The organism is Streptomyces sp. NPDC052043 (genome assembly GCF_044548235.1).
GTDB lineage: Bacteria > Actinomycetota > Actinomycetes > Streptomycetales > Streptomycetaceae > Streptomyces.
The window spans coordinates 29,467-47,162 of the sequence record NZ_JBIUBT010000023.1 but is presented as its reverse complement, the minus strand read 5'-3'; the positions used below and the strand labels follow the sequence as shown (position 1 = coordinate 47,162).

14 protein-coding genes and 3 pseudogenes are annotated in these 17,696 nt (G+C 72.5%); 6 read left to right on the top strand and 11 right to left on the bottom strand.

The genetic code is table 11. The annotated features are described in order from the left end of the window. Positions 1-112: 112 nt before the first annotated feature. The gene (locus ACIHCX_RS36690; protein WP_400037469.1) at positions 113-1,543 is read left to right on the top strand and encodes a serine hydrolase domain-containing protein; all 1,431 of its coding nucleotides are present in this window, start codon (positions 113-115) and stop codon (positions 1,541-1,543) included. A gap of 309 nt (positions 1,544-1,852) precedes the next feature. Next, the gene (locus tag ACIHCX_RS36685; RefSeq protein WP_400037467.1) at positions 1,853-3,010 is read left to right on the top strand and encodes a hypothetical protein; all 1,158 of its coding nucleotides are present in this window, start codon (positions 1,853-1,855) and stop codon (positions 3,008-3,010) included. Between the two features lie 256 nt (positions 3,011-3,266). Here ACIHCX_RS36685 and ACIHCX_RS36680 read toward each other — a convergent pair whose 3' ends face one another. Beyond that, complete coding sequence (locus tag ACIHCX_RS36680; protein ID WP_400037465.1) at positions 3,267-3,893, bottom strand: LysE family translocator; 627 nt, start codon at positions 3,891-3,893, stop codon at positions 3,267-3,269. Positions 3,894-4,084: 191 nt separating this feature from the next. Beyond that, a complete protein-coding gene (locus tag ACIHCX_RS36675; protein ID WP_400037463.1) occupies positions 4,085-4,759 on the bottom strand; it encodes a winged helix-turn-helix domain-containing protein in 675 nt (224 codons plus the stop codon). A 65-nt stretch (positions 4,760-4,824) separates the two neighbouring features. On the opposite strand from ACIHCX_RS36675, the pseudogene ACIHCX_RS36670 reads away from it, so the two are divergent. Both ACIHCX_RS36670 and ACIHCX_RS36665 read left to right on the top strand, forming a co-directional pair. Further along, positions 4,825-5,190 (top strand): annotated as a pseudogene (locus tag ACIHCX_RS36670) (isocitrate lyase/phosphoenolpyruvate mutase family protein); the annotation flags it as partial. A 31-nt stretch (positions 5,191-5,221) separates the two neighbouring features. Then, the gene (locus ACIHCX_RS36665; protein ID WP_400037461.1) at positions 5,222-5,326 is read left to right on the top strand and encodes a DUF6221 family protein; all 105 of its coding nucleotides are present in this window, start codon (positions 5,222-5,224) and stop codon (positions 5,324-5,326) included. Positions 5,327-5,345: 19 nt separating this feature from the next. On the opposite strand, the gene ACIHCX_RS36660 is transcribed toward ACIHCX_RS36665, so the two are convergent. Together ACIHCX_RS36660 and ACIHCX_RS36655 are read right to left on the bottom strand one after the other, a co-directional pair. Next, a complete protein-coding gene (locus ACIHCX_RS36660) occupies positions 5,346-5,987 on the bottom strand; it encodes a hypothetical protein (protein ID WP_400037459.1) in 642 nt (213 codons plus the stop codon). Positions 5,988-6,026: 39 nt separating this feature from the next. Beyond that, the gene (locus ACIHCX_RS36655; protein ID WP_400037457.1) at positions 6,027-6,833 is read right to left on the bottom strand and encodes a class I SAM-dependent methyltransferase; all 807 of its coding nucleotides are present in this window, start codon (positions 6,831-6,833) and stop codon (positions 6,027-6,029) included. A 244-nt stretch (positions 6,834-7,077) separates the two neighbouring features. Here ACIHCX_RS36655 and ACIHCX_RS36650 point away from each other — a divergent pair, with 244 nt between their 5' ends. Continuing rightward, positions 7,078-7,236: a hypothetical protein gene (locus tag ACIHCX_RS36650; protein WP_400037454.1), complete on the top strand. Its 159-nt coding sequence runs from the start codon at positions 7,078-7,080 to the stop codon at positions 7,234-7,236. A gap of 85 nt (positions 7,237-7,321) precedes the next feature. Here ACIHCX_RS36650 and ACIHCX_RS36645 read toward each other — a convergent pair whose 3' ends face one another. The 7 genes and pseudogenes from ACIHCX_RS36645 to ACIHCX_RS36615 all read right to left on the bottom strand — a co-directional run bounded on the left by ACIHCX_RS36645 (position 7,322) and on the right by ACIHCX_RS36615 (position 15,220). After that, a complete protein-coding gene (locus ACIHCX_RS36645) occupies positions 7,322-8,692 on the bottom strand; it encodes an ATP-binding protein (RefSeq protein ID WP_400037452.1) in 1,371 nt (456 codons plus the stop codon). A 2-nt stretch (positions 8,693-8,694) separates the two neighbouring features. Beyond that, positions 8,695-9,372 (bottom strand): response regulator transcription factor, encoded by a 678-nt coding sequence (locus ACIHCX_RS36640; protein WP_400037450.1) that lies wholly within the window; start codon positions 9,370-9,372, stop codon positions 8,695-8,697. 137 nt (positions 9,373-9,509) lie between these two features. Continuing rightward, positions 9,510-10,199, bottom strand: a complete 690-nt coding sequence (locus ACIHCX_RS36635; protein ID WP_400037447.1) for a BPL-N domain-containing protein — start codon at positions 10,197-10,199, stop codon at positions 9,510-9,512. Positions 10,200-10,206: 7 nt separating this feature from the next. Further along, positions 10,207-12,147, bottom strand: a pseudogene (locus tag ACIHCX_RS36630) (Pls/PosA family non-ribosomal peptide synthetase); the annotation flags it as partial. Positions 12,148-12,471: 324 nt separating this feature from the next. Next, positions 12,472-14,250: pseudogene (locus ACIHCX_RS36625) on the bottom strand (amino acid adenylation domain-containing protein); the annotation flags it as partial. Between the two features lie 164 nt (positions 14,251-14,414). Next, complete coding sequence (locus ACIHCX_RS36620; protein ID WP_400037445.1) at positions 14,415-14,999, bottom strand: HutD family protein; 585 nt, start codon at positions 14,997-14,999, stop codon at positions 14,415-14,417. Further along, positions 14,996-15,220 carry a hypothetical protein gene (locus tag ACIHCX_RS36615; protein ID WP_400037443.1) on the bottom strand — a complete coding sequence of 75 codons (225 nt, stop codon included), beginning with the start codon at positions 15,218-15,220 and terminating at the stop codon, positions 14,996-14,998. Before ACIHCX_RS36615 ends, ACIHCX_RS36620 begins: the two co-directional genes overlap by 4 nt. 104 nt (positions 15,221-15,324) lie before the next feature. On the opposite strand from ACIHCX_RS36615, the gene ACIHCX_RS36610 reads away from it, so the two are divergent. Next, complete coding sequence (locus tag ACIHCX_RS36610) at positions 15,325-17,673, top strand: SCO7613 C-terminal domain-containing membrane protein (protein WP_400037441.1); 2,349 nt, start codon at positions 15,325-15,327, stop codon at positions 17,671-17,673. The last annotated feature ends 23 nt before the right edge of the window (positions 17,674-17,696 follow it).

Sequence of the window (17,696 nt, the reverse complement as noted above, 5' to 3'; positions counted from 1 at the left end):
CTGGTGAGCCTCGGGTGCGATCGCTTCCCCCAGGGACCCACCCCGAAGGATGAAGAGGGCATGACACGTCTGCCCACCGGTGCCGCCAAGAATTAACGCATACGGTATCCCGATGGCTTCTCAGCGTATTCTCCTGCCGCGCTCGACACCGGCCGCGTCGGGGATGTCGTCCCGTTCGATCGCCGCGCTGCTGGACCGGCTCGAAGCACCATCCGTCGAGTGTCACTCCATCATGGTCGTACGCCACGGTCACGTCGTCGCCGAAGGGTGGTGGGCGCCGTACTCGGCCGAACGCCCGCACCTTCTCTACTCGCTGACCAAGTCGTTCACCTCGGTCGCCGTGGGGCTCGCGATCGCCGACGGGCTGCTCTCGCTGGACGATCGGGTGGTGGATGTGTTGCCCGACCACGTTCCGGACGACATCTCGGAGCAGGGACGCCGCCTCACCGTTCACCACCTGCTGTCCATGACGGCCGGCCACCGAGCGGACAGCCTCGCCGAGGCCTGGCAACGGGAACCGGGCGACCTGGTGAAGGGCTTCCTGCGCGTACCGTTCCCTGAGGCCGAGGGAACACGGCACGCCTACGACAATCCGACCACCTTCATTCTGGCCCGGATGGTGGAACGGGTCACGGGCCGCGGCCTCCCGGAACTGCTGGACGAACGCCTCTTCAAGCCGATGGGTGTCGACCACGCCGAATGGGACCGTGTGGCGAGCGGTGCCGCCTTCGGATTCCACGGACTGCACCTCACGACCGAGGCCGTCGCCGCCTTCGGCGAACTGCTGCTGCGCAAAGGCCTTTGGGGTGACCGGCGGCTCGTCCCGCGCGAATGGGTGGAGCTCGCGACCAGACGGCACATCGACACCTTGCAGATCGAGGACTGGTCGGAGAATCCCGACGCGTTGTGCGGGTACGGCTACCAGTTCTGGATGTCGCGTCACGGTTACCGCGGCGCCGGCGCCTTCGGCCAGCTGTGCGTGGTCGTCCCGTCGCACGACCTCGTGGTCGCCGTGACCGGCGCCGTAACGCAGGAAGAGGCAGTGCTCGACCCCTTGTGGGAGTGCCTGTTACCCGACATGGAGGACGCGGGAAGCATCCGGGACGACGAGATGCTCGCCGATCGCCTGCGGCGGCTGTCATTGGCACCGGTGCTGGGTTCGGCCGCCCCGGGGCGTTCCGTCAAGGCGAGACTCGACGCCTCCGCCGAGGGTTCGGCTCTGCCCGACGGAACCACGGTGAGCGTCGATCCCCTGGACGATGGATGGCTCCTTCGTCTGGGGCCGTTGCTCAACGTCGAGGTCGGCCACGGCGAATGGCGGGAAAGTTCACCGCTCGGCCGCCCTGTCGTCGCGGCCGGCGCCTGGCAGGGCAACACGTTCGTCGCCGAGCTGTACGTCATCACCACACCGCACCGGGTTCGGCTGTCGATAGACGCCGAGGCCGGAACAGCGACGGCAACGTGGAACATCGTGCCCCTCACCAGCCCCAGTCTGGCGTTGCATGTGCGGTCACCGCTGATGACACGACCCGACGTCGCGTAGGTGATGCGCCTCGTCCCGGTCACGTCAGGGGCGGGCCGCCCGGTGTGCGGAGGGCCCGGCGGCAGACGGTGTGGGCGGTGGCCACGACTGCCAGGGCTCCAGGAAGATCGGTGCATGGATGACGTACGCGAGAGCTTGGATCGACTGAGTGGGAATGACCAGTTGGCAAAGGAGTGGCTCGCTGGGCTGGCATCGAATCACGCTCTACCCCCTTCGGTGCTGGCGCGGTTGCTCACCGTTGAAGAACTGCCTTGCCCCTCCCACTGGCTGACCTGGTGTTCTCTGGACGCGGAGCGCACGGCCGTGCTCGTGGCCTCACCCCAGATCGACCACCGGCTTCAGGCCGCGGAGAACCCGAACGCCGACGTCGACGTACTGGCGCGCCTTGCCCGTGACCCCGCTCCCCGGGTCCGCTTCGTCTACGCGGCGTCCTTGGGCGACTTCGGTCGGCGCATACCCGAGGGAGTGCCGGACATCCTGGCGGGCGACAGTGAGGCAAGGGTCCGGCGGATGGCCACGCTGTGGAACCTGCCCATGCCGGTGCGGGAGCGGCTCGCCCAGGACGAGGACGCCGCAGTGCGGGCTGGGGCTCTCACCGCGGAGTTGTGGCCACGGCTGGCGGCCACCGTACGCGAGAGCCTGCTCGCCGACCCCGCGCCCCAAGTCCAGGACGCCATCGCCGCGTTGTTCCCGAGCGAGCCGGAACCCCTGCCCGCCCCGGCCGTACGTGTCCAGGATCCCGACCCCGCCGTACGGATGAAGGCAGCCCAGGACCCTGAGGTTCCGACCGCCCTGGCCCTGGAGCTTGCCGAGGACCCCGACGACGCCGTCCGGCTCGCCCTCTCGATGCGCGAGGACCTCACCGAACAGCAACGCGCCGCCATCGCCTACGTCGTGCCGGACGGCTACCACTCGCTGCCGAGCTGGATCGTGGAACGCGGCCATGAACCGGACGTCGCCCGCCGTGCCGCCGCCTCCGGGCATGTCCTCCTGCGGCGCAGCATCGCCAGGCAGCACCATCTGCCCGCCGACGTGGTGGACCGCCTGGCCCAGGACGAGGACTTCTTCGTCAAACTCACCCTGTGCGAGTCGTGCCGGCAGGCCCCGCACGACCTGGTGCTGGAGATGTACGCCCACTGGCACGGCCTCAAGCGGGAGTTCCTGCGCTCCCACCCGAACTTCGTCAGACCCGGCCTCGCCCGCTTCGCCGACCACGCCAACCCGCGGCTGCGTCACGCCGCGCTGGACGACCCCGAAGCCGGCCCCGAACTCGTCCTGCGACTCGTGGACGATCCAGACGTCGGCTGCTGGGCACTGCGGGACCCCCGCCTGCCCAGCCGCGAGCTGCACCAGCGCCTCGGCATGGTCGGCTCCGCCCGCCACGCCGCGGCCAATCCAGCCCTGCCACACGCCACGATGCACCAACTCCTCGACCTCGCCGGAGTAGCCACGCTTCCAGAGAGCTGAACCGAGCCGGCTTCGCTCATGAGAGGCGCGCTCGCATCCGCAGCGAGAAGGGCATCCGTTGGGGCGGACGTCCCCTCATCGATGCCGCTTGACCGGGGCCAGTCATACGTCGAACACCCCGCCTACCAGCAGGAATGGCGCCCATAGCCCCGGCAACGGTGCGCGGCCGAGTCCTGGGGACTGTCTCCTTGAAAGAGATCTGCTTCGGTCAGTGCCGCCGACTGGCGATCCTGCAGGCGCGGATACGGCTGGGGGTCTACGAGCGGTCGGTGAGGAGGTTGGCGGCGAAACCGAGGAAGGCCACGCCGGTGATCTGTTCGAGGCAGCGGCGGAACGCGGGACGATGGATGCGCTCGCTCAGCGCCGCGGCGGCACGGGTAAGAAGCCAGTACCAGGCAGCCAGCTCGATCACGTCGATGGCGGTGAAGAGCATCGTCGCGCTGAACATCTGTGCGTCTCGCGGGACGAACTGCGGGATCAGGCTCATGTAGAACACTCCCGCCTTGGGGTTGAGGAGATTTGTTCCCAGGCCAACGCGGAATGCCGCGAAGCGGCCGGCCGGGACAGTGGTCCGCCCTGCCGGTTCAGGGTCGGCGGGCTTTCTGGAATGCCAGAGTGCCGTGGCTCCCAGGAGGACGAGGTAGGCGGCGCCGCACACGCGGAGTGTGTCGTACGCCAGGTGGGACGCGGTCAGCAGGGCCGTCAGGCCCGCGGCTGTCGCGATGCCCCAGCCCATGCAGCCGGCGAGAATACCCAGGGCGGCGGCCAGTCCGCCCTGCCTGCCCTGAGCCACGGACATTCGGACAACGAGCAGCGAGTCGGGACCGGGTGCCATGTTGATGAGCATCGCCACGCCAGCAAAGGCCAGCCCGGCAGCGATCATAGGGTGCGTTCAGGGGCTCCCAAAGGGCATGGTGCGTAGATACGAAGGGAGTTCAGAAAACCACGGCCGCAAAAGAACAGGCAACCGGTATGTGGCCGGGACTCCACGGCCGCGATCCCCGAGTAATTGTCAAGATCTCTACCTGCAGGCATAGCCCTTGCTCGGCCAGGACCGGCACCCCGTTGCCGTGGCTAGACCGTCATGCCCAGCAGGTTTCGGAACGCCTCGGCGCCCTGCGGCGTCACCTTTACCGCGCGTCCGGTGCCGACTGGCCGTAGCCACTGCCGATGCAACGCTGTGGAGCACAGGGCCGCGCCCAGCGCGCCGGCGAGATGCGGTCGACGCTCCGTCCAGTCCAGACAGGTCCGCACCAAGGGGCGCCGGGCACCTGGTGGCTGCTCGTATCCCAGGGCGTCGGCCAGCCATGCCCGGCCTGCCGCCGTGACCGCGAGCCCAGAGTCGGTAGCGACCAGTCCTCGCGAGATCATGGCGTCGGCCAGGGCCACACCCAACTGCCCCGCCAGATGGTCGTAGCAGGTTCGGGCGTGGGCTTCGGCGCTGAGCCGCACAGACTCGCGCAGATTCTGCGGACGGGGGGTGTCCGAGGCGAACGGGGCCAGGGCTTCGACGAGGGCGGCTGCCTCCGTGCCTGCCAGCCGAACATAGCGGTGCCGGCCTTGGCGTTCCTCAGTCAGCACTCCACCCTCGACGAGGCGGGAGAGCTGCTCGCTGGCGGTAGAGGGCCGCACTCCCGCATGCCGGGCGAGCTCGCCCGCCGTCCAGGCACGTCCGTCAAGCAGGGCCTGACAGAAGACCGCCCTGGTGCGGTCGGCGAACAGGCCGGCGGTCTCGGCGAGCGAAGGCATGCCGTCATGATGCCGCAGGGATGGTTCGGGCAGGGCCGAACTGTTCCGCACCTAGCGTCAGGGCCATGACGCACACGATGCACACATTCAATCGCTATACGGACGTGTGGGCGGCGCTCGCGGACCCGGCGCTGGTTCCGGAACTGCCGGCCGCGGACGGTGGCCCCGCTGGGGAGAGCGTCGCGTGGCTGCGGACCACCGTGGCCCGATTCAGTTCTGGTGAGCCGCATCGGCGGCGCAGAGCCCTCGTGGAGGCCGAACTCGCCCGGCTGGAGCCCGCCGCTCTGCGGAGGGCCGTGACAGCCGGCACCGAGGGGGAGGTCCGGTCACGGGTGGTCCATGCTCTCGCCGAGGCCCTGGGGATGCCGGAGCCCCAGGTGGTCGCGGAGGCGGTAACCGTCGTGGCCAAGGTCTACTTCGGGGGCGCGGACCTTCGAGCAACTGGCGAACGACTACAAAGCCATGGACCCCTGGGACTCCCGCTCGGCCGGCCTGGCATACGCGCTGCGAGTCCTTGGCCAGTCATACGCCGAACACCCCGCCTACCAGCAGGAATGGCGCCCATAGCCTTTCAAGGAGACAGTCCCTAGCAGTAGCCGTCCACCCTGGCGCCGGCTGGGGCGAGGGTGGGCCAGGGATGCCCTGCTCTGTCGGAGGCAGCGGACCGTAGGAGGTCAAGAAGAGTGCACCCCGGATAGCCCCGGAAACTCGCGTAGGCGCCCCGGTAGTAGCAGTTCCAGTAGCTCACGACCCGTCGTTGGGTGCGTGCGAAGAAGGCCGGGTTGTTCACAATGAACTGCCCGTAAGCGAGGTGGCCGCAGGTGCCGGGCGTGTCGAGATCACGGAGCTCATCGCAGATGACGACCAGGATCTCCAAGACGTACTCGCCAACCAGTTGCACGACGTAGGGGACAACCCATGGGTCCGTGGAACCAACGACCTTCTCCAGGTGACGCTGTCTGACCACCCCGTCGCAGTGCCTTGAGTACAGGCAGTGCAGAAGCTGTTGTTGGCGTGACGAAAGCGACGCCACCGTGTCGGTCGGCGGCTCGTCGTTGTAGAGGCGCCCGGGGATCAGAACCTGCCGGCCCTCCACAGCGACCGAGAACGAGGCGTGCGGCTGGAGCCGAGAATCAGGCATCACCGCCAGGACTGCCTCGACATCCCTTGCAAGCTCGGCGGGGAACGCCGTGATCAACGGATTGCTGCTGTCGGAAAGCGGCTGCACGAGCCGAGCATAGACGGATGCCTCGGCCACGTGGCTGGGTCAAAGTCCCGTCCGCCCGACGTTGTGCGGTGCGCACGCTTCCCAGGGCGTTCCGGGAGGGACGGGCTCCGCGGTACCGCGCCGCGCCACGAACACGAACTCGCTGCCCGGCCGGTCGGGTGCGTCGCGTACGTCCTCGACGACGAAGCCGTGCTCGTGCAAGTCCCGCTCGATCTCCGTACGTTCGCGGAAGCGGAGTGTCGATTCCGAGATCAGTACGTCCCCGTCCGCAGCGAACACGTGCGTACCGCGGAAGCTCACCAGCGGCAGGCTCACGTCCGTCAGCTCGGCCCAGGTCTCGACGTGACCGACGCCCGGGATGTCCGTCATGCGGTACGTGGTCTCGCGCGTCCACTCCGCCCACTCCTCCCACACACGCTGCGCCGGATCGCGCGACTCGAAGACAAGCCGCCCGCCGGGCCGCAGCGCCTCGTACGCGCCACGCAGCGTCGTACGCCACGCCTGCGGATCGGCGATCGCCTGGGCGACGTTCCCGGTCATCGTCACCAGGTCGATCTGCAGGGGCGGCAGGTCCCCCGCGTCGCCGTCGAGCCAGCGCACCCGCTCCGCGCCCGGCTTGCCACGCGCGACGTCGACGGACGCCCGCGCGGGATCGATCCCGGTGACCGTGATCCCGCGCTCGGCGAGCAGCAGCGCGAACACGCCCGTACCGGACCCGATGTCCAGCACGGACCGTGCGCCGAACTCCTCCGCCATCGCGAGATACGCGTCGAGATCGCTGCGGTCCGGATCGAGTGGGTCGTAGAGGGCGGCCAGGCGCGGATGCCCGAAAGTTGCGTCAACCATGGAGGAGAACGTATGCAGCCCCGAGCTCGCGCGGCCACTGCTTTTTCGGGTTACGGCGCCAAGCCGGGCGCGGCGAAGTGCGCCGCTGATCCCGGCGCCCCTATCGGGCACGGCCGTACCGCAGCGAACCTCGGCCAGGCCGCTTACACCGTGTCCTACGTGGTGAGGCGGAGGAGTCTGACGGCGGTTCGGCTACCCCAGCACGTCGGCGTACACGATCATCCCGGCCCACCGGCTGATCCGGGTGGACATGGACATCGTGGAGAGCGGTAGGGACGCACTCGGGCCCTATGCGACGGCGGACGCGTCGCTGTGGGGCGACGACAGGTGCATCTACCGCGTGCGCGGGCTGGGCGTGCGCGTGGTGTCCGACGCCGCTCCCGGGCCCGCGCCCGCGCCGTGACGTGGGCGCCCGGTCGTCCCGCGCCGGCTCCCCGGGCCTGTCGTCCGGCATCTCGCCGGCCCGGCGGTGGGGCCCGGGCGGCTCTTCACGGGCCTCGTTCCGTCGTCGGCAGCAGGACGACCAGCCGGGCGCCGGGCCGGTTGTCCTCGATGCGCGTGCTGCCGTGGTGAGCCGTGACGGTGTCACGGACGATGGCGAGGCCGAGACCGCTGCCGCCGGTGTCCCGGGCCCGGGCGTCGTCGAGCCGGGTGAAGCGCCCGAAGACGCGTTCACGATCGGCCTCGGGGATGCCGGGCCCGTCGTCGGCGACGATCAGTTGCGCGGTGTCGCCGAGGGTGCGGAGGCTGACGTCGATCCGGGTGCCGGCATGGCGCACCGCGTTGTCGAGCAGGTTGCGTACGACACGGGCGAGGGCGTCCTCGTCGCCCGCCACACGTGCCGCGCCGACGGCGTGCTGGTCGATGACGAGCCGGGTGCGCCGGCGGGCTTCGCGCACCTCGGTGAAGACGATCTCGTCGAGGTCGACGGGGCGGGCCCGCGGCCGTGGCCGGGCGTCGAGCCGGGCGAGGTGGAGCAGGTCGTCGACGAGCCGGGTGAGCCGTTCGGTCTGCGGGAGGAGCCCGGTGGCGAGGGACCGCCCGTCGGTCAGGCCGGGGTGCTGGGCCGCGACGGACAGGCGGGTGTGCAGGGTGCTCAGCGGGGTGCGCAGTTCGTGGGCCGCGTCCGCGACGAACCGCCGCTGCCGCCGCGTCGACGCGTCCAGCCGTGCCAGCAGGTCGTTGAGGGTCGTGGCCAGCCGGCCGAGCGCGTCGTCGGCGGGCGATACGTCGAGGCGGCGGCTCAGGTCGGACGCGGTGATCTCGGCGGTCTGGGCGCGCATGCCCTCCACGGGGCGCAGCGCACGCCCGGTGAACAGCCACACGACTCCGGTGAGGGCGGCGACAACCGCCGGCACCCCGGTCGCCAGACCGACGGTGAGCCGGGCCAGACCGCGGTCGACGCTCCCCGTGGGGAGGGCCACGTAGACGGTCACCGGGTCGCGGGCGGTGCCTGCCGGGATGCCGACGGCTCGCCAGGTCCCGCCCGGCCCCACGGGGATGTCGGCGACGGTGCGGGCGTGCGGGGTGGCGGACCGGCTCGCCGGGAAGGTGAACGCGGGCGGGCGGCCCCGCAGGTTGGCCGAGCTGGCCAGCACCTTCCCCTTTCCGGCGATCACCTGGACGGCGGCTCCCCCGTGGTCGGCGACGGGCACGTCCGCGCTGTCCCTGTCCGCCGCGACGACCTGGGCTCGTTGCAGGGCGGCCTGGTCGAGTTCGCCGATCAGGCTGGCGTGCAGCCAGACGACGAGCAGCACGGCGGCTCCGGCCAGCCCGATGGCGATGACCGCGGCGGCGGCCGCGGTCAGGCGCAGCCGCAGTGACCGGCGGGCCCACCAGTACCGGATGCCCGCGGTCATCGTCACCCCACGCCGTCGCGCAGCCGGTAGCCGGCGCCGCGGACGGTCTCGATGGTCCGGCGGCCGAAGGGGGCGTCGATCTTGCGGCGGAGGTAGCCGACGTAGACCTCGACGATGTTGGTGTCGCCGTCGAAGTGCTCGTCCCACACGTGGGTGAGGATGTCCGTCTTGCTGATCACCTCGTCGGGGTGCCTGAGCAGGTATTCGAGCAGAGTGAACTCGCGCGCTGTCAGGTCGATTTCGCGGTGTCCACGACGGCAGCGGCGGCGCGCGGGGTCGAGGGTGAGGTCTCCGGCGGTGAGGACGGCGGGGCGGGCGGGCGCTCCGCGCCGCAGCAGGGCTCGGAGATGGGCGACGAGCACGACGTAGGAGAAGGGCTTGCTCAGGTAGTCGTCGGCGCCGAGGTCGAGGGCGTCGGCCTCGTCGTACTCCCCGGCCTTCGCGCTGAGTATCAGCACCGGTGTCCAGGTCTGGGCGGCCCGCAGGCGTTTGAGGACCTCGTACCCGGACAGGCCGGGCAGCATGATGTCGAGCACGATGACGTCGTACGGCTCGTGCAGGGCCCGCCACAGTCCGTCCGGGCCGTCGTGGACCACGTCCGAGACGAATCCCTCGGCGGCAAGCCCGTCGGCGATCGCCTCGGCGAGTGCCTGTTCGTCCTCAATGATCAGCGTCCGCATCGCAGCCTCTCAGGAACCACGATAGCTCCGGACCGGAGCGGCTTCCTGGGAGGCGGTCGAGGAGTGGGGGCGGCCCACGGGCAGGGGCCGTACTCACGGGGTGGGGCATCCCTTCCGTCCTTCAGTCCTTCCGTCGTTCAGTCCTTCAGTGCCGATTCCACCAGGTCCACGGCCAGGTCCAGGGTGTGGTGCACGGGCAGGCCGTGGTCGGTGTACCAGGCGGTCGTGGCCTCGGGGTGGGGACCGGTGACCGCGACCCGTCCGCGGCCGAAGCGGGTCGCGAGGGCGGCGGGGGCGCCGTTGTCGTAGGTGGCGAGGACGGTGGCCTCGGCGTGCTCGTCGAGGACGAAGAGCGGGCCGTCCTGGAAGAACACGGTCCGGGGCCGGCCTCTCCAGGCCACCGTGACCAGGGTGTCGCTCTCGTCGTGGACGGTGGCCCCCGGGGAGGAGATGTACTGGTCGGTGTCGCCGGGCAGCAGGCCGAAGCCCGGTGTGGCCCCGGCGAGGTAGCCGCCGAGGCAGAACCCGAGGTAGCGCCCGCCGTCGCGGACGAAGTCGCGGATCTCCCGGCGCCGCCGCCGCAGTCTCCGGTAGGCGGAGGCGAGCGTGCCGCCGCCGGGCTGGGCGTACAGCAGGGCCTGGGAGAGGGTCTCGGCCGACAGCGCGAGCGCCTCGTCGGGGCCGGTGAAGCGGACGTCCAGGTCCCACGGCCCCGAGGAGAGCAGTCCGGCGACCGCCTCGGGGCAGCCGGGCAGCGAGGCCGGGCCGCGGTAGACGAGGGCGAGGGGACGGCGCCCGGCGGCCCCGGAGTGCGTCAGGTGTGTCATGGCGGCCTCACGGTGGGTACGTCGCCGGCTCGGCGGGGGCCGTCGCTCCGCCGTCTCCTTCGGCGGGGAGTCCGTGCCAGCTCGTTCCCGGCGTCAGACGCTCGCCCTTCATCACCAGGGACAGCGCCCCGAGCCGGACACCGGCGCCCACCTGCGTGTCGTAGAGCACGACGGTCCGGGTACCGACGCTCGCGGCGGGTCCGACGGTCACCGTCGACATCTTCATCACACGGTCCTCGAACAGGTGGGTCTGCAGGGACACGTGCATGCCGATCGAGGCGTCGTCGCCCACCTCGACGAGGTCGAACTCGGTGAGGTACGTGGTGCCGATCCAGGTGCGCCGTCCGATGCGGGCACCGAGCCCGCGCAGCACCGGCGGCAGGAAGGGCGTCCCCACCAGGGCGCCCACGCCCGCGGGTACCGCCGCCGCCTCGAAGAGGCCGGTGACGAATTCCGTGCGGCGCACGAACAGGCTCCACAGGGGCTCCACCCGGGGCCGGTACCGTCCGGCGACGGCCCACTTGGCCAGCACGCAGCACCCGATGACGGCCAGCACCGCGCAGGCGCCGAACAGCGGCGACACGAGCAGCGGCACCCACGGCCCGGCGCGGCGGGCGGTGTCCGACAGGGCGAGCAGGTACAGGAACGCCGCGGCCGTGAGCACCGACATGGGCAGGGTGGTGCGGAAGAACTCGATGGCCAGGCGGCCGAGCACGGCCCCGCGGGTGGGCCGGAACGTCTTCTCCTCCGGATAGGACCCGCTGTCCTGGCGCACCGGCAGCCGCAGGGCCGGTGAGCCCAGCCAGGTGCTGCCGGCGGGCACGCGCGCCGGGGGCGGCACCGTGCCCACACCGACGAGCGAGCCCGGGCCGAGCCGCGTGCCGGCCGGGACCAGCGCCGCGTTGCCCACGAAGGCGCGTTCGCCGATGTCGGTGGGCTCGACGGCCATGCGCCCGGCCGCGAACGCGGCGACGCCGACGCCGGCCATGTCGGCGACGAAGCTGCCGTCGCCGAGGGTGAGCAGGTCGGGGTCGAGGTGCGCCGCGGTGGAGACCTCGGCGCGCCGGCCGACACGGGCGCCGAGCAGCCGCAGCCAGGGGACGGTGTAGAGCGTGGCGTAGAGGGAGTTGGTGAGGGTGAGGCTCTGCTCCAGCAGCTTGTCGGCGATCCACTTGCGCACGCCCAGCGCCGAGCGCGCGGGATGGATTCCGGTGGGGGTCCTCGGCAGGACCGCCCGCTTCCCGGCGGCGACGACCAGGCACACCGTGACCACGAGGACCGGGCCGGACAGCGCGGCCGCCGCGAGACCGGCAGGTGCGCCGCCGTGCGACCAGGCCCACCAGAGCAGGGCGGCACTCGGCAGGGCCGTGACGACCACGATGGACTCCAGCAGGACCAGACCGAGCACGACGGCGGCCAGGTGCCGGGGCCGCCAGCGGTCCGCCTCGGTACGGTCGCGCAGCATCGTCTCGACGAGCGGGGCGAGTGCTTCGACCGGGCGGGCCGGCGATCCGGCGCGGCGCGCCCCGGCCGGGACGGCCTCGCCCGGGCCGGCCACGGACTGCTCGCCGAGCGCGGATCCGGGGCCCAGGCGGGCGCCCGGTTCGAGGACCGCGTTGGCACCGACGTACGCCCTCTCGCCGACGGTGATCGGGGCGACGGTGACCCATCCGTCGGCGACCTGCCAGGGGCGCAGCGTGGCGCCGTAGCCGATGGTGGCGTCCCGGTCGACGCGCAGCAGCGTGGGCAGGCCGACGAAGCCGGTGGCGATGGCGGTGCCGGGGCCGACGCGGGCACCGAGGAGCCGCAGGTACGGGCCCATGAGCGGGGATCCGCTGAGCATCCGCAGTGGGCTGATCCCCAGCAGCAGCACGTCCAGCAGCCACAGTCTCAGGTAGGTCGCCCCCCAGAGGGGGTACCGGCCGGGCCGGATGCCCGCCGCCAGGGGCCGCGCGAGGAGGACGGGGACCAGCCAGCGTACGGCGAACCAGCCGGCCAGCACCGCGAGGGCCGGTCCCGTGGCCTCGCCGCCGGCCACCTGTCCGTGGTCCAGCACGAAGGACGCGGCCACCGGTCCGGTGAGCAGGAGGAGCAGCGCGTAGAAGGCCGCGGCCTGGGCGAGACCGGCCCGCGCGACGCGGGCGCGGCCGTGCCGCAGGGGGGCGGGGCGGGGCGGTCGCCGCACGCCGCGGGAGGCGTCGGCGGTGGCGCGCAGCCGGGCCGCGAAGCCGGTCACGGTCGGGTTCTCGTACAGGTCGCGCAGGGTGGGGCCGGGTCCGCCGCCCGGGTCGCGCAGCAGCGACACCGCTCGGGCGGCGAGCAGCGAGTGGCCGCCGAGGTCGGTGAAGAAGTCGGCATCCGCGGAGAGTTCGCCGGGTGGCATGCCGAGCGTCCGGGCCCAGGCGTCGCGCACCCTGGCCTCCAGCGGGTCGCGGACCGGTGCCACGGGGCCGGTGCCGGCGAGCCGGCGGCCGGTGGGTGCGGGCAGTCTCGTGCGGTCCGTCTTGCCGCTGGGCATGACCGGCAGCCGGTCGAGGAAGTCCAGCGTCGCGGGCACCATGTAGGCGGGCAGCGACCGGCGCAGGCGCCGGTTCAGCCGGGCGGTGAGGTCGTCGCCGGGGACCGTGCCGTCCCCGGCGGGCACGACATAGGCGGCGAGCACGCGGTCACCGTCGTGTCCGTCGCGCGGCGACACGGGGGTGGTGGCCGCCTGGGCCACGCCGGGGTCCTCCAGCAGCACGTTGTCGATCTCCTCCAGGGACACCCGGTAGCCGCGGATCTTCACCTCGGCGTCGGCCCGGCCGAGGTACTCGATCTCCCCGTCGTCGGTGATCCTGCCGAGGTCTCCGGTGCGGTACAGGCGGCCCGAGCCGGGCGCCGAGGGGTGCTGGACGAAGCGCTCGGCGGTCAGGTCGGGCCGTCCCGCGTAGCCGCGTGCGAGGCCTGGACCGCCCAGGCAGATCTCGCCGACGGCGCCGTGCGGCACGGGGCGCAGCCGCTCGTCCAGGAGGACGGCCGAGCAGGTCGGCAGCGGGCGGCCGATGGTCACCGCACGCCCCGGCCTGAGTTCCTGCCAGGTGGCGGTGACGGTTGCCTCGGTCGGCCCGTAGGTGTTGAGGATCCGCCGTCCCGGCCTGCTCCACCGCTCGACGAGCGGGGCGGGGCACACCTCGCCGCCGACGACGATCTCGCGGAGCCGCGGGAGGTCACGGGAGATCGTCGCCAGCAGCGTGGGGACGCAGTACAGAGCGGTGACCCGGTGCTCCTCGAGGAACTCGGCGAGGTCGTCGCCCAGCTGCCCGGCGCCGCCGGGTCCGGCGACGAGCGTGGCGCCGGCCGCCCAGGTGGGCCAGATCTCCTCGATCGAGAAGTCGAACGAGAGGGTCATGCCCTGGTACACGCGATCGTGCGACCGTATGCCGTAGACGGGTGACACGACGCGCAGGAAGTTGCAGATGCTCGACTGCGCGATCTCCACGCCCTTCGGCCTGCCGCTTGACCCCGAGGTGTACATCACGTACGCCAGCGGGTCGTCCGCGTCCGCCACGGCGCAAGGCCGCTCGGGCGGCAGGGCGGCGAGTTCCCCGGCACACGTGTCGACCTCGATCACCGGGCACGTTTGGCGCCCCTGCGCCCAGACGGCACCGGACGCGAGCGCCGACGTGGTCAGCACGGCGGACGCGCCCGCGTCGCCCAGGATGAAGGCGACCCGGTCGGGCGGCGCGGCCGGGTCGATCGGCACGAACGCCGCGCCCGCCTTGCACACGCCCAGAAGGCACGCGTACATGTCCACGGACCTGGGGAGCAGCAGGGCCGCGCGGCTGCCCGGACCGATGCCGGCACCGTGCAGATACCGGGCGACGCGATTGGCCGCCGCGTCGAGATCGGCGTAGGTCACCGGCCGCGGTCCGCATTCGAGGGCCGGGGCCGTCGGAGTACGGTCGCAGGCGTCGTCGAAGAAGCGGTGCAGCCTGTCACCGGTGCCCCCGGTTCCCGGGGCCGTGGGGCCCCGGCGGGGAGTGACGGGTGGGGCTGCGGTGCGGAAAACCATGGACGCCTCCTCTTCGATGCGCGTTCGATGCGAGAAGGACTCGCTTCCTCTGTGCGAAAAGGACCACCGTCCCCGGGACTCCTCCAGCCTCGGTGACGCCCGCTGAGAAGACACTGAGAAGCCACCCGCGCCCGCGGCGACGGCACGGTCGGGGAAGGGCTCGGTCAGGTCCGGGGCGAGCCGGACGTGGTGGTGACGGTGATGACCGCCGCCGCCCCGTCGACACGAAGGGCACCCGCGTCGCGGTCCGAGAACAGGACCGCGTCGAACCGGCCGAGGCCGGCGTGGGACTCCTCGACGGCCACCGTCCCCGCCAAGGCGATCACGAGAACCAGGACCCCGGTCCTCGGGACGACGGAGAACCCCTCACGCGCCACTCGGACGTGCGCCGTCGCGCGGGCGCGCCGCGTCATCACGTTGAGGGCGACGACCGGGCCGGAGAGCAGCCGGCAGCCCGTGACCGCGTCACCGGGAAAGGAAAAGGGCTCGTAGCAGTCGGCGACGGTGTGCGGGACACCGTCGACGGTCAGCTCCATCCCGGCCCCGTCCACGACGGTGATGATCCGGTCCACGCCCGCGAAGGAGGAGAACGGGCCGCCACGGGCGACGTCGGCGAGACTCACACGCCAGACGAAGTCCTCCAGACCCGCCCCGGAGGCGTCGGCGGCGACCTCCCGGGTCAGGCCGCCGCCGTTCTTCCAGCGCGTCGCCGGCCGGTCGTGCGCCCGCAGCACCTGGCTGCCCGTCATGCCGTCATCTCCTTCACAGCGGACTCGGTGAAGACCCGGTAACCGGTGTCGGGCCGGTATCCGGGTATCTCGCGAGTGTCGAGAGCTCCCATGGTGCGCAGCACAGTAGCTCCCATGGTGCGCAGCACAGTAGCTCCCATGGTGCGCAGCACAGTAGCTCCCATGGTGCGCAGCACAGTCTCGTTGATCACCTGGCCCGGCACGAGCACGGGGAAGCGCAAAGGACACGGCGTGACGAAGCCGCAGCCTGGCGGCGGTTGTCTGAGTACGGGTCTGAGTAGGCGCGCTCATGCCGCGCGGCGTGGGACGCGCCACACTCCAGGGCATGACCCACCTACCGCCACCGGCCGAGGAGTTGCGGATCCTCGACGCGGAGTTGTGGCAACTCGACGCCCGCCGGGCCCAGTTGCTGGCCCGTCGGGCCCACCTGATCGGTCTCCTCCAGCAGACCTGCCCGCCCCCTCCGCCGGTGCCGGGGCGGCCCGAGACCACCGCGCCCCGCGTGCAGAACGTGCTCCTCGTCCTCGGCGGCGTCCTGCTGACCGTCGCCGCACTCGCGTTCACCCTGGTCAGCTGGGGGCACCTGGGGATCGCCGGGCGGTCTCTGGTGCTCGCCACGGTGACGGTGGCGGCGCTCGGCGCTCCCGTGCCCCTGCTGAGGCGCGGGCTGCGCTCGACGGCGGAGACGCTGGCAGGCCTCGGTCTGGCGCTGACGGTGCTCGACGCGTACGCGGTGCACGAGGTCGCGCTGACGGACGCCGACGGCACGGGATACGCCGCCGTCGCGGCGGTGTTCCTGGCCGGGCTGTGGTGGGGGTACGGCAAGGCGCTCGGGTCCCTGCGCATACCCTTGCCCGCCGCGCTGGCCGCCGCCCAGTTCCCCCTGCTGCTGTGGGCGGTGGCGGCCGGCGCGGGCCCGTCCGCGATCACGGCCGCCCTGCTGGTGACGGCCGCGTTCGACACGGTCGTCGCGCTCCGGACGTCCGCGAGGTCCCTGCGCGTCGCCGCCGCCGTCGGCGCGTACGGGACGGGCGGCTGGGGCGTGGCGGCGGCCGGCGTGCTCTCCTGGGAGGCCTCCGGACCGGGCGCCGCCGCCCGTGCGGCGGCGCTCCTCGCCCTTGCGGCGGCGATCGCGTTGTACGCCGCGTGGCGCGCCCCGCGGCAGGGCCTTGCCACCGGCGCCGCGGTGACCGGCGGGCTGCTCCTGGTCGCGGCGCTCGGCGGCGTCCCTCGCGCGTCGTTGCCCGGTGTGTGGACGGTGCCCGTCCATCTGGCCTGCGGGGTCGGGCTCCTGTCGGTCGTGCGCGCCCCGTTCCCGGAACCGGTGCGGCGCGGTGTCGCCCGGGCGTCGGCCTGCGTCCAGACCCTTGCGGTGGTGTGGGCGCTGCCCCTGGTCCTCGTGGCGCTGCTGGGTCCGGTCGGATGGACGGTACGGGTCTGGTCCGGGGCGCCGTCGGACCTGCGCGCCGCGGTGACGGTCTGGACACCGTGGCCGGCGGACGCGGCGGCCGCGCCGCTGGTGCTCGCGGTCGTCGCGGTGGTGCTGGCCGGGGCGGCCCGCGCCATCTCGGCCCGGCGCGACCCGGCCGCGGCCGGGGTCGTGGTCCTGGTCTGGGCGACCGCGCTCGTCCTCCCGGTCGCACTGCACCTCCCGTACGTGGCCGGGCTGTTCACTCAGGGTCTGACGGTCGTGGCGGCGCTGGCCATGGCGGCTTTCGCCCGTCGGACGCCGACGTCCCGCACCGCCGTCCTCCTCTCCCTGTTCACCGCGGGCGGCCTCACGCTCCTCTCGCTCGCTTCCGAGGGCGCGACCCTGGTCGTGCTCGCCACACTGACGGCGCTCTTCGTGGTGGCCGCCGCACACCCGCGTCTGACCGCTGTCTGCGCGAGCGCGTCCCTTGCCGGTGCGGCGGGTCTGGCGTGTGCGGTGGGTGCCGCGGCAGGCCTGACTGCCGCGCACACGGCGGTGCTGCTCCTGGTCGTCCCGGCCACGGCGGCTCTGCTGGCGGCGCGGGTCCCGCGGACCGCGGTTCCGGTCGAGGCGACGGGCGCCGCCGCGGGGCTCCTGGCCGTCGGGCTGGCCGTCACCGACGCACCCGTGCTGTCCCTGGTGCTGGCCCTGTGCGGGGTGATCGCCGCGGGCACCGCCGTGCGCGGGGACCGCCGTCAGGCCGGGTACGCGGCCGCCGTGTTGTTCGTGCTGGCCACCTGGGTGCGGCTCGCGTCGATGGCGGTGGGCGCCCCGGAGGCGTACACCCTGCCGGTGACCGTCCCGGCGCTGGTCGTGGGCTTCGTCCGGCGCCACCGGGACCCCAAGGCCTCGTCGTGGACGACGTACGGTCCCGGGCTGTCGGTGACGCTCGTGCCGAGCCTGCTCGCGGCGTGGGCCGACGCGGACTGGCCGCGCCCCCTGCTGCTCGGCACGGCGGCCCTCGTCGTCACCCTGCTGGGTGCCCGCCATCGCCTCCAGGCACCGCTCGTCCTCGGCGGGAGCGTGCTCGTGCTGGACGCGCTGCACGAACTCGCCCCCTACCTGGTGCAGCTGACGGACGCGCTCCCCCGCTGGCTGCCTCCCGCGCTCGCCGGGCTGCTCCTGCTCGCGCTGGGCGCGACGTACGAGCAGCGGATCCGGGACGCGCGGCGGGTGCGGGAGGCGCTGGGGCGCATGCGCTGAGGGACGGCCGGGCTTGCTCTTCG

Bases quoted from the DNA above. Each gene is read 5' to 3' on its own strand.
- ACIHCX_RS36690 (WP_400037469.1), top strand. From the start codon at position 113: ATGGCTTCTCAGCGTATTCTCCTGCCGCGCTCGACACCGGCCGCGTCG.
- ACIHCX_RS36680 (WP_400037465.1), bottom strand. From the start codon at position 3,893: ATGATCGCTGCCGGGCTGGCCTTTGCTGGCGTGGCGATGCTCATCAAC.
- ACIHCX_RS36675 (WP_400037463.1), bottom strand. From the start codon at position 4,759: ATGCCTTCGCTCGCCGAGACCGCCGGCCTGTTCGCCGACCGCACCAGG.
- ACIHCX_RS36665 (WP_400037461.1), top strand. From the start codon at position 5,222: ATGGACCCCTGGGACTCCCGCTCGGCCGGCCTGGCATACGCGCTGCGA.
- ACIHCX_RS36655 (WP_400037457.1), bottom strand. From the start codon at position 6,833: ATGGTTGACGCAACTTTCGGGCATCCGCGCCTGGCCGCCCTCTACGAC.
- ACIHCX_RS36645 (WP_400037452.1), bottom strand. From the start codon at position 8,692: ATGACCGCGGGCATCCGGTACTGGTGGGCCCGCCGGTCACTGCGGCTG.
- ACIHCX_RS36640 (WP_400037450.1), bottom strand. From the start codon at position 9,372: ATGCGGACGCTGATCATTGAGGACGAACAGGCACTCGCCGAGGCGATC.
- ACIHCX_RS36635 (WP_400037447.1), bottom strand. From the start codon at position 10,199: ATGACACACCTGACGCACTCCGGGGCCGCCGGGCGCCGTCCCCTCGCC.
- ACIHCX_RS36620 (WP_400037445.1), bottom strand. From the start codon at position 14,999: ATGACGGGCAGCCAGGTGCTGCGGGCGCACGACCGGCCGGCGACGCGC.
- ACIHCX_RS36610 (WP_400037441.1), top strand. From the start codon at position 15,325: ATGACCCACCTACCGCCACCGGCCGAGGAGTTGCGGATCCTCGACGCG.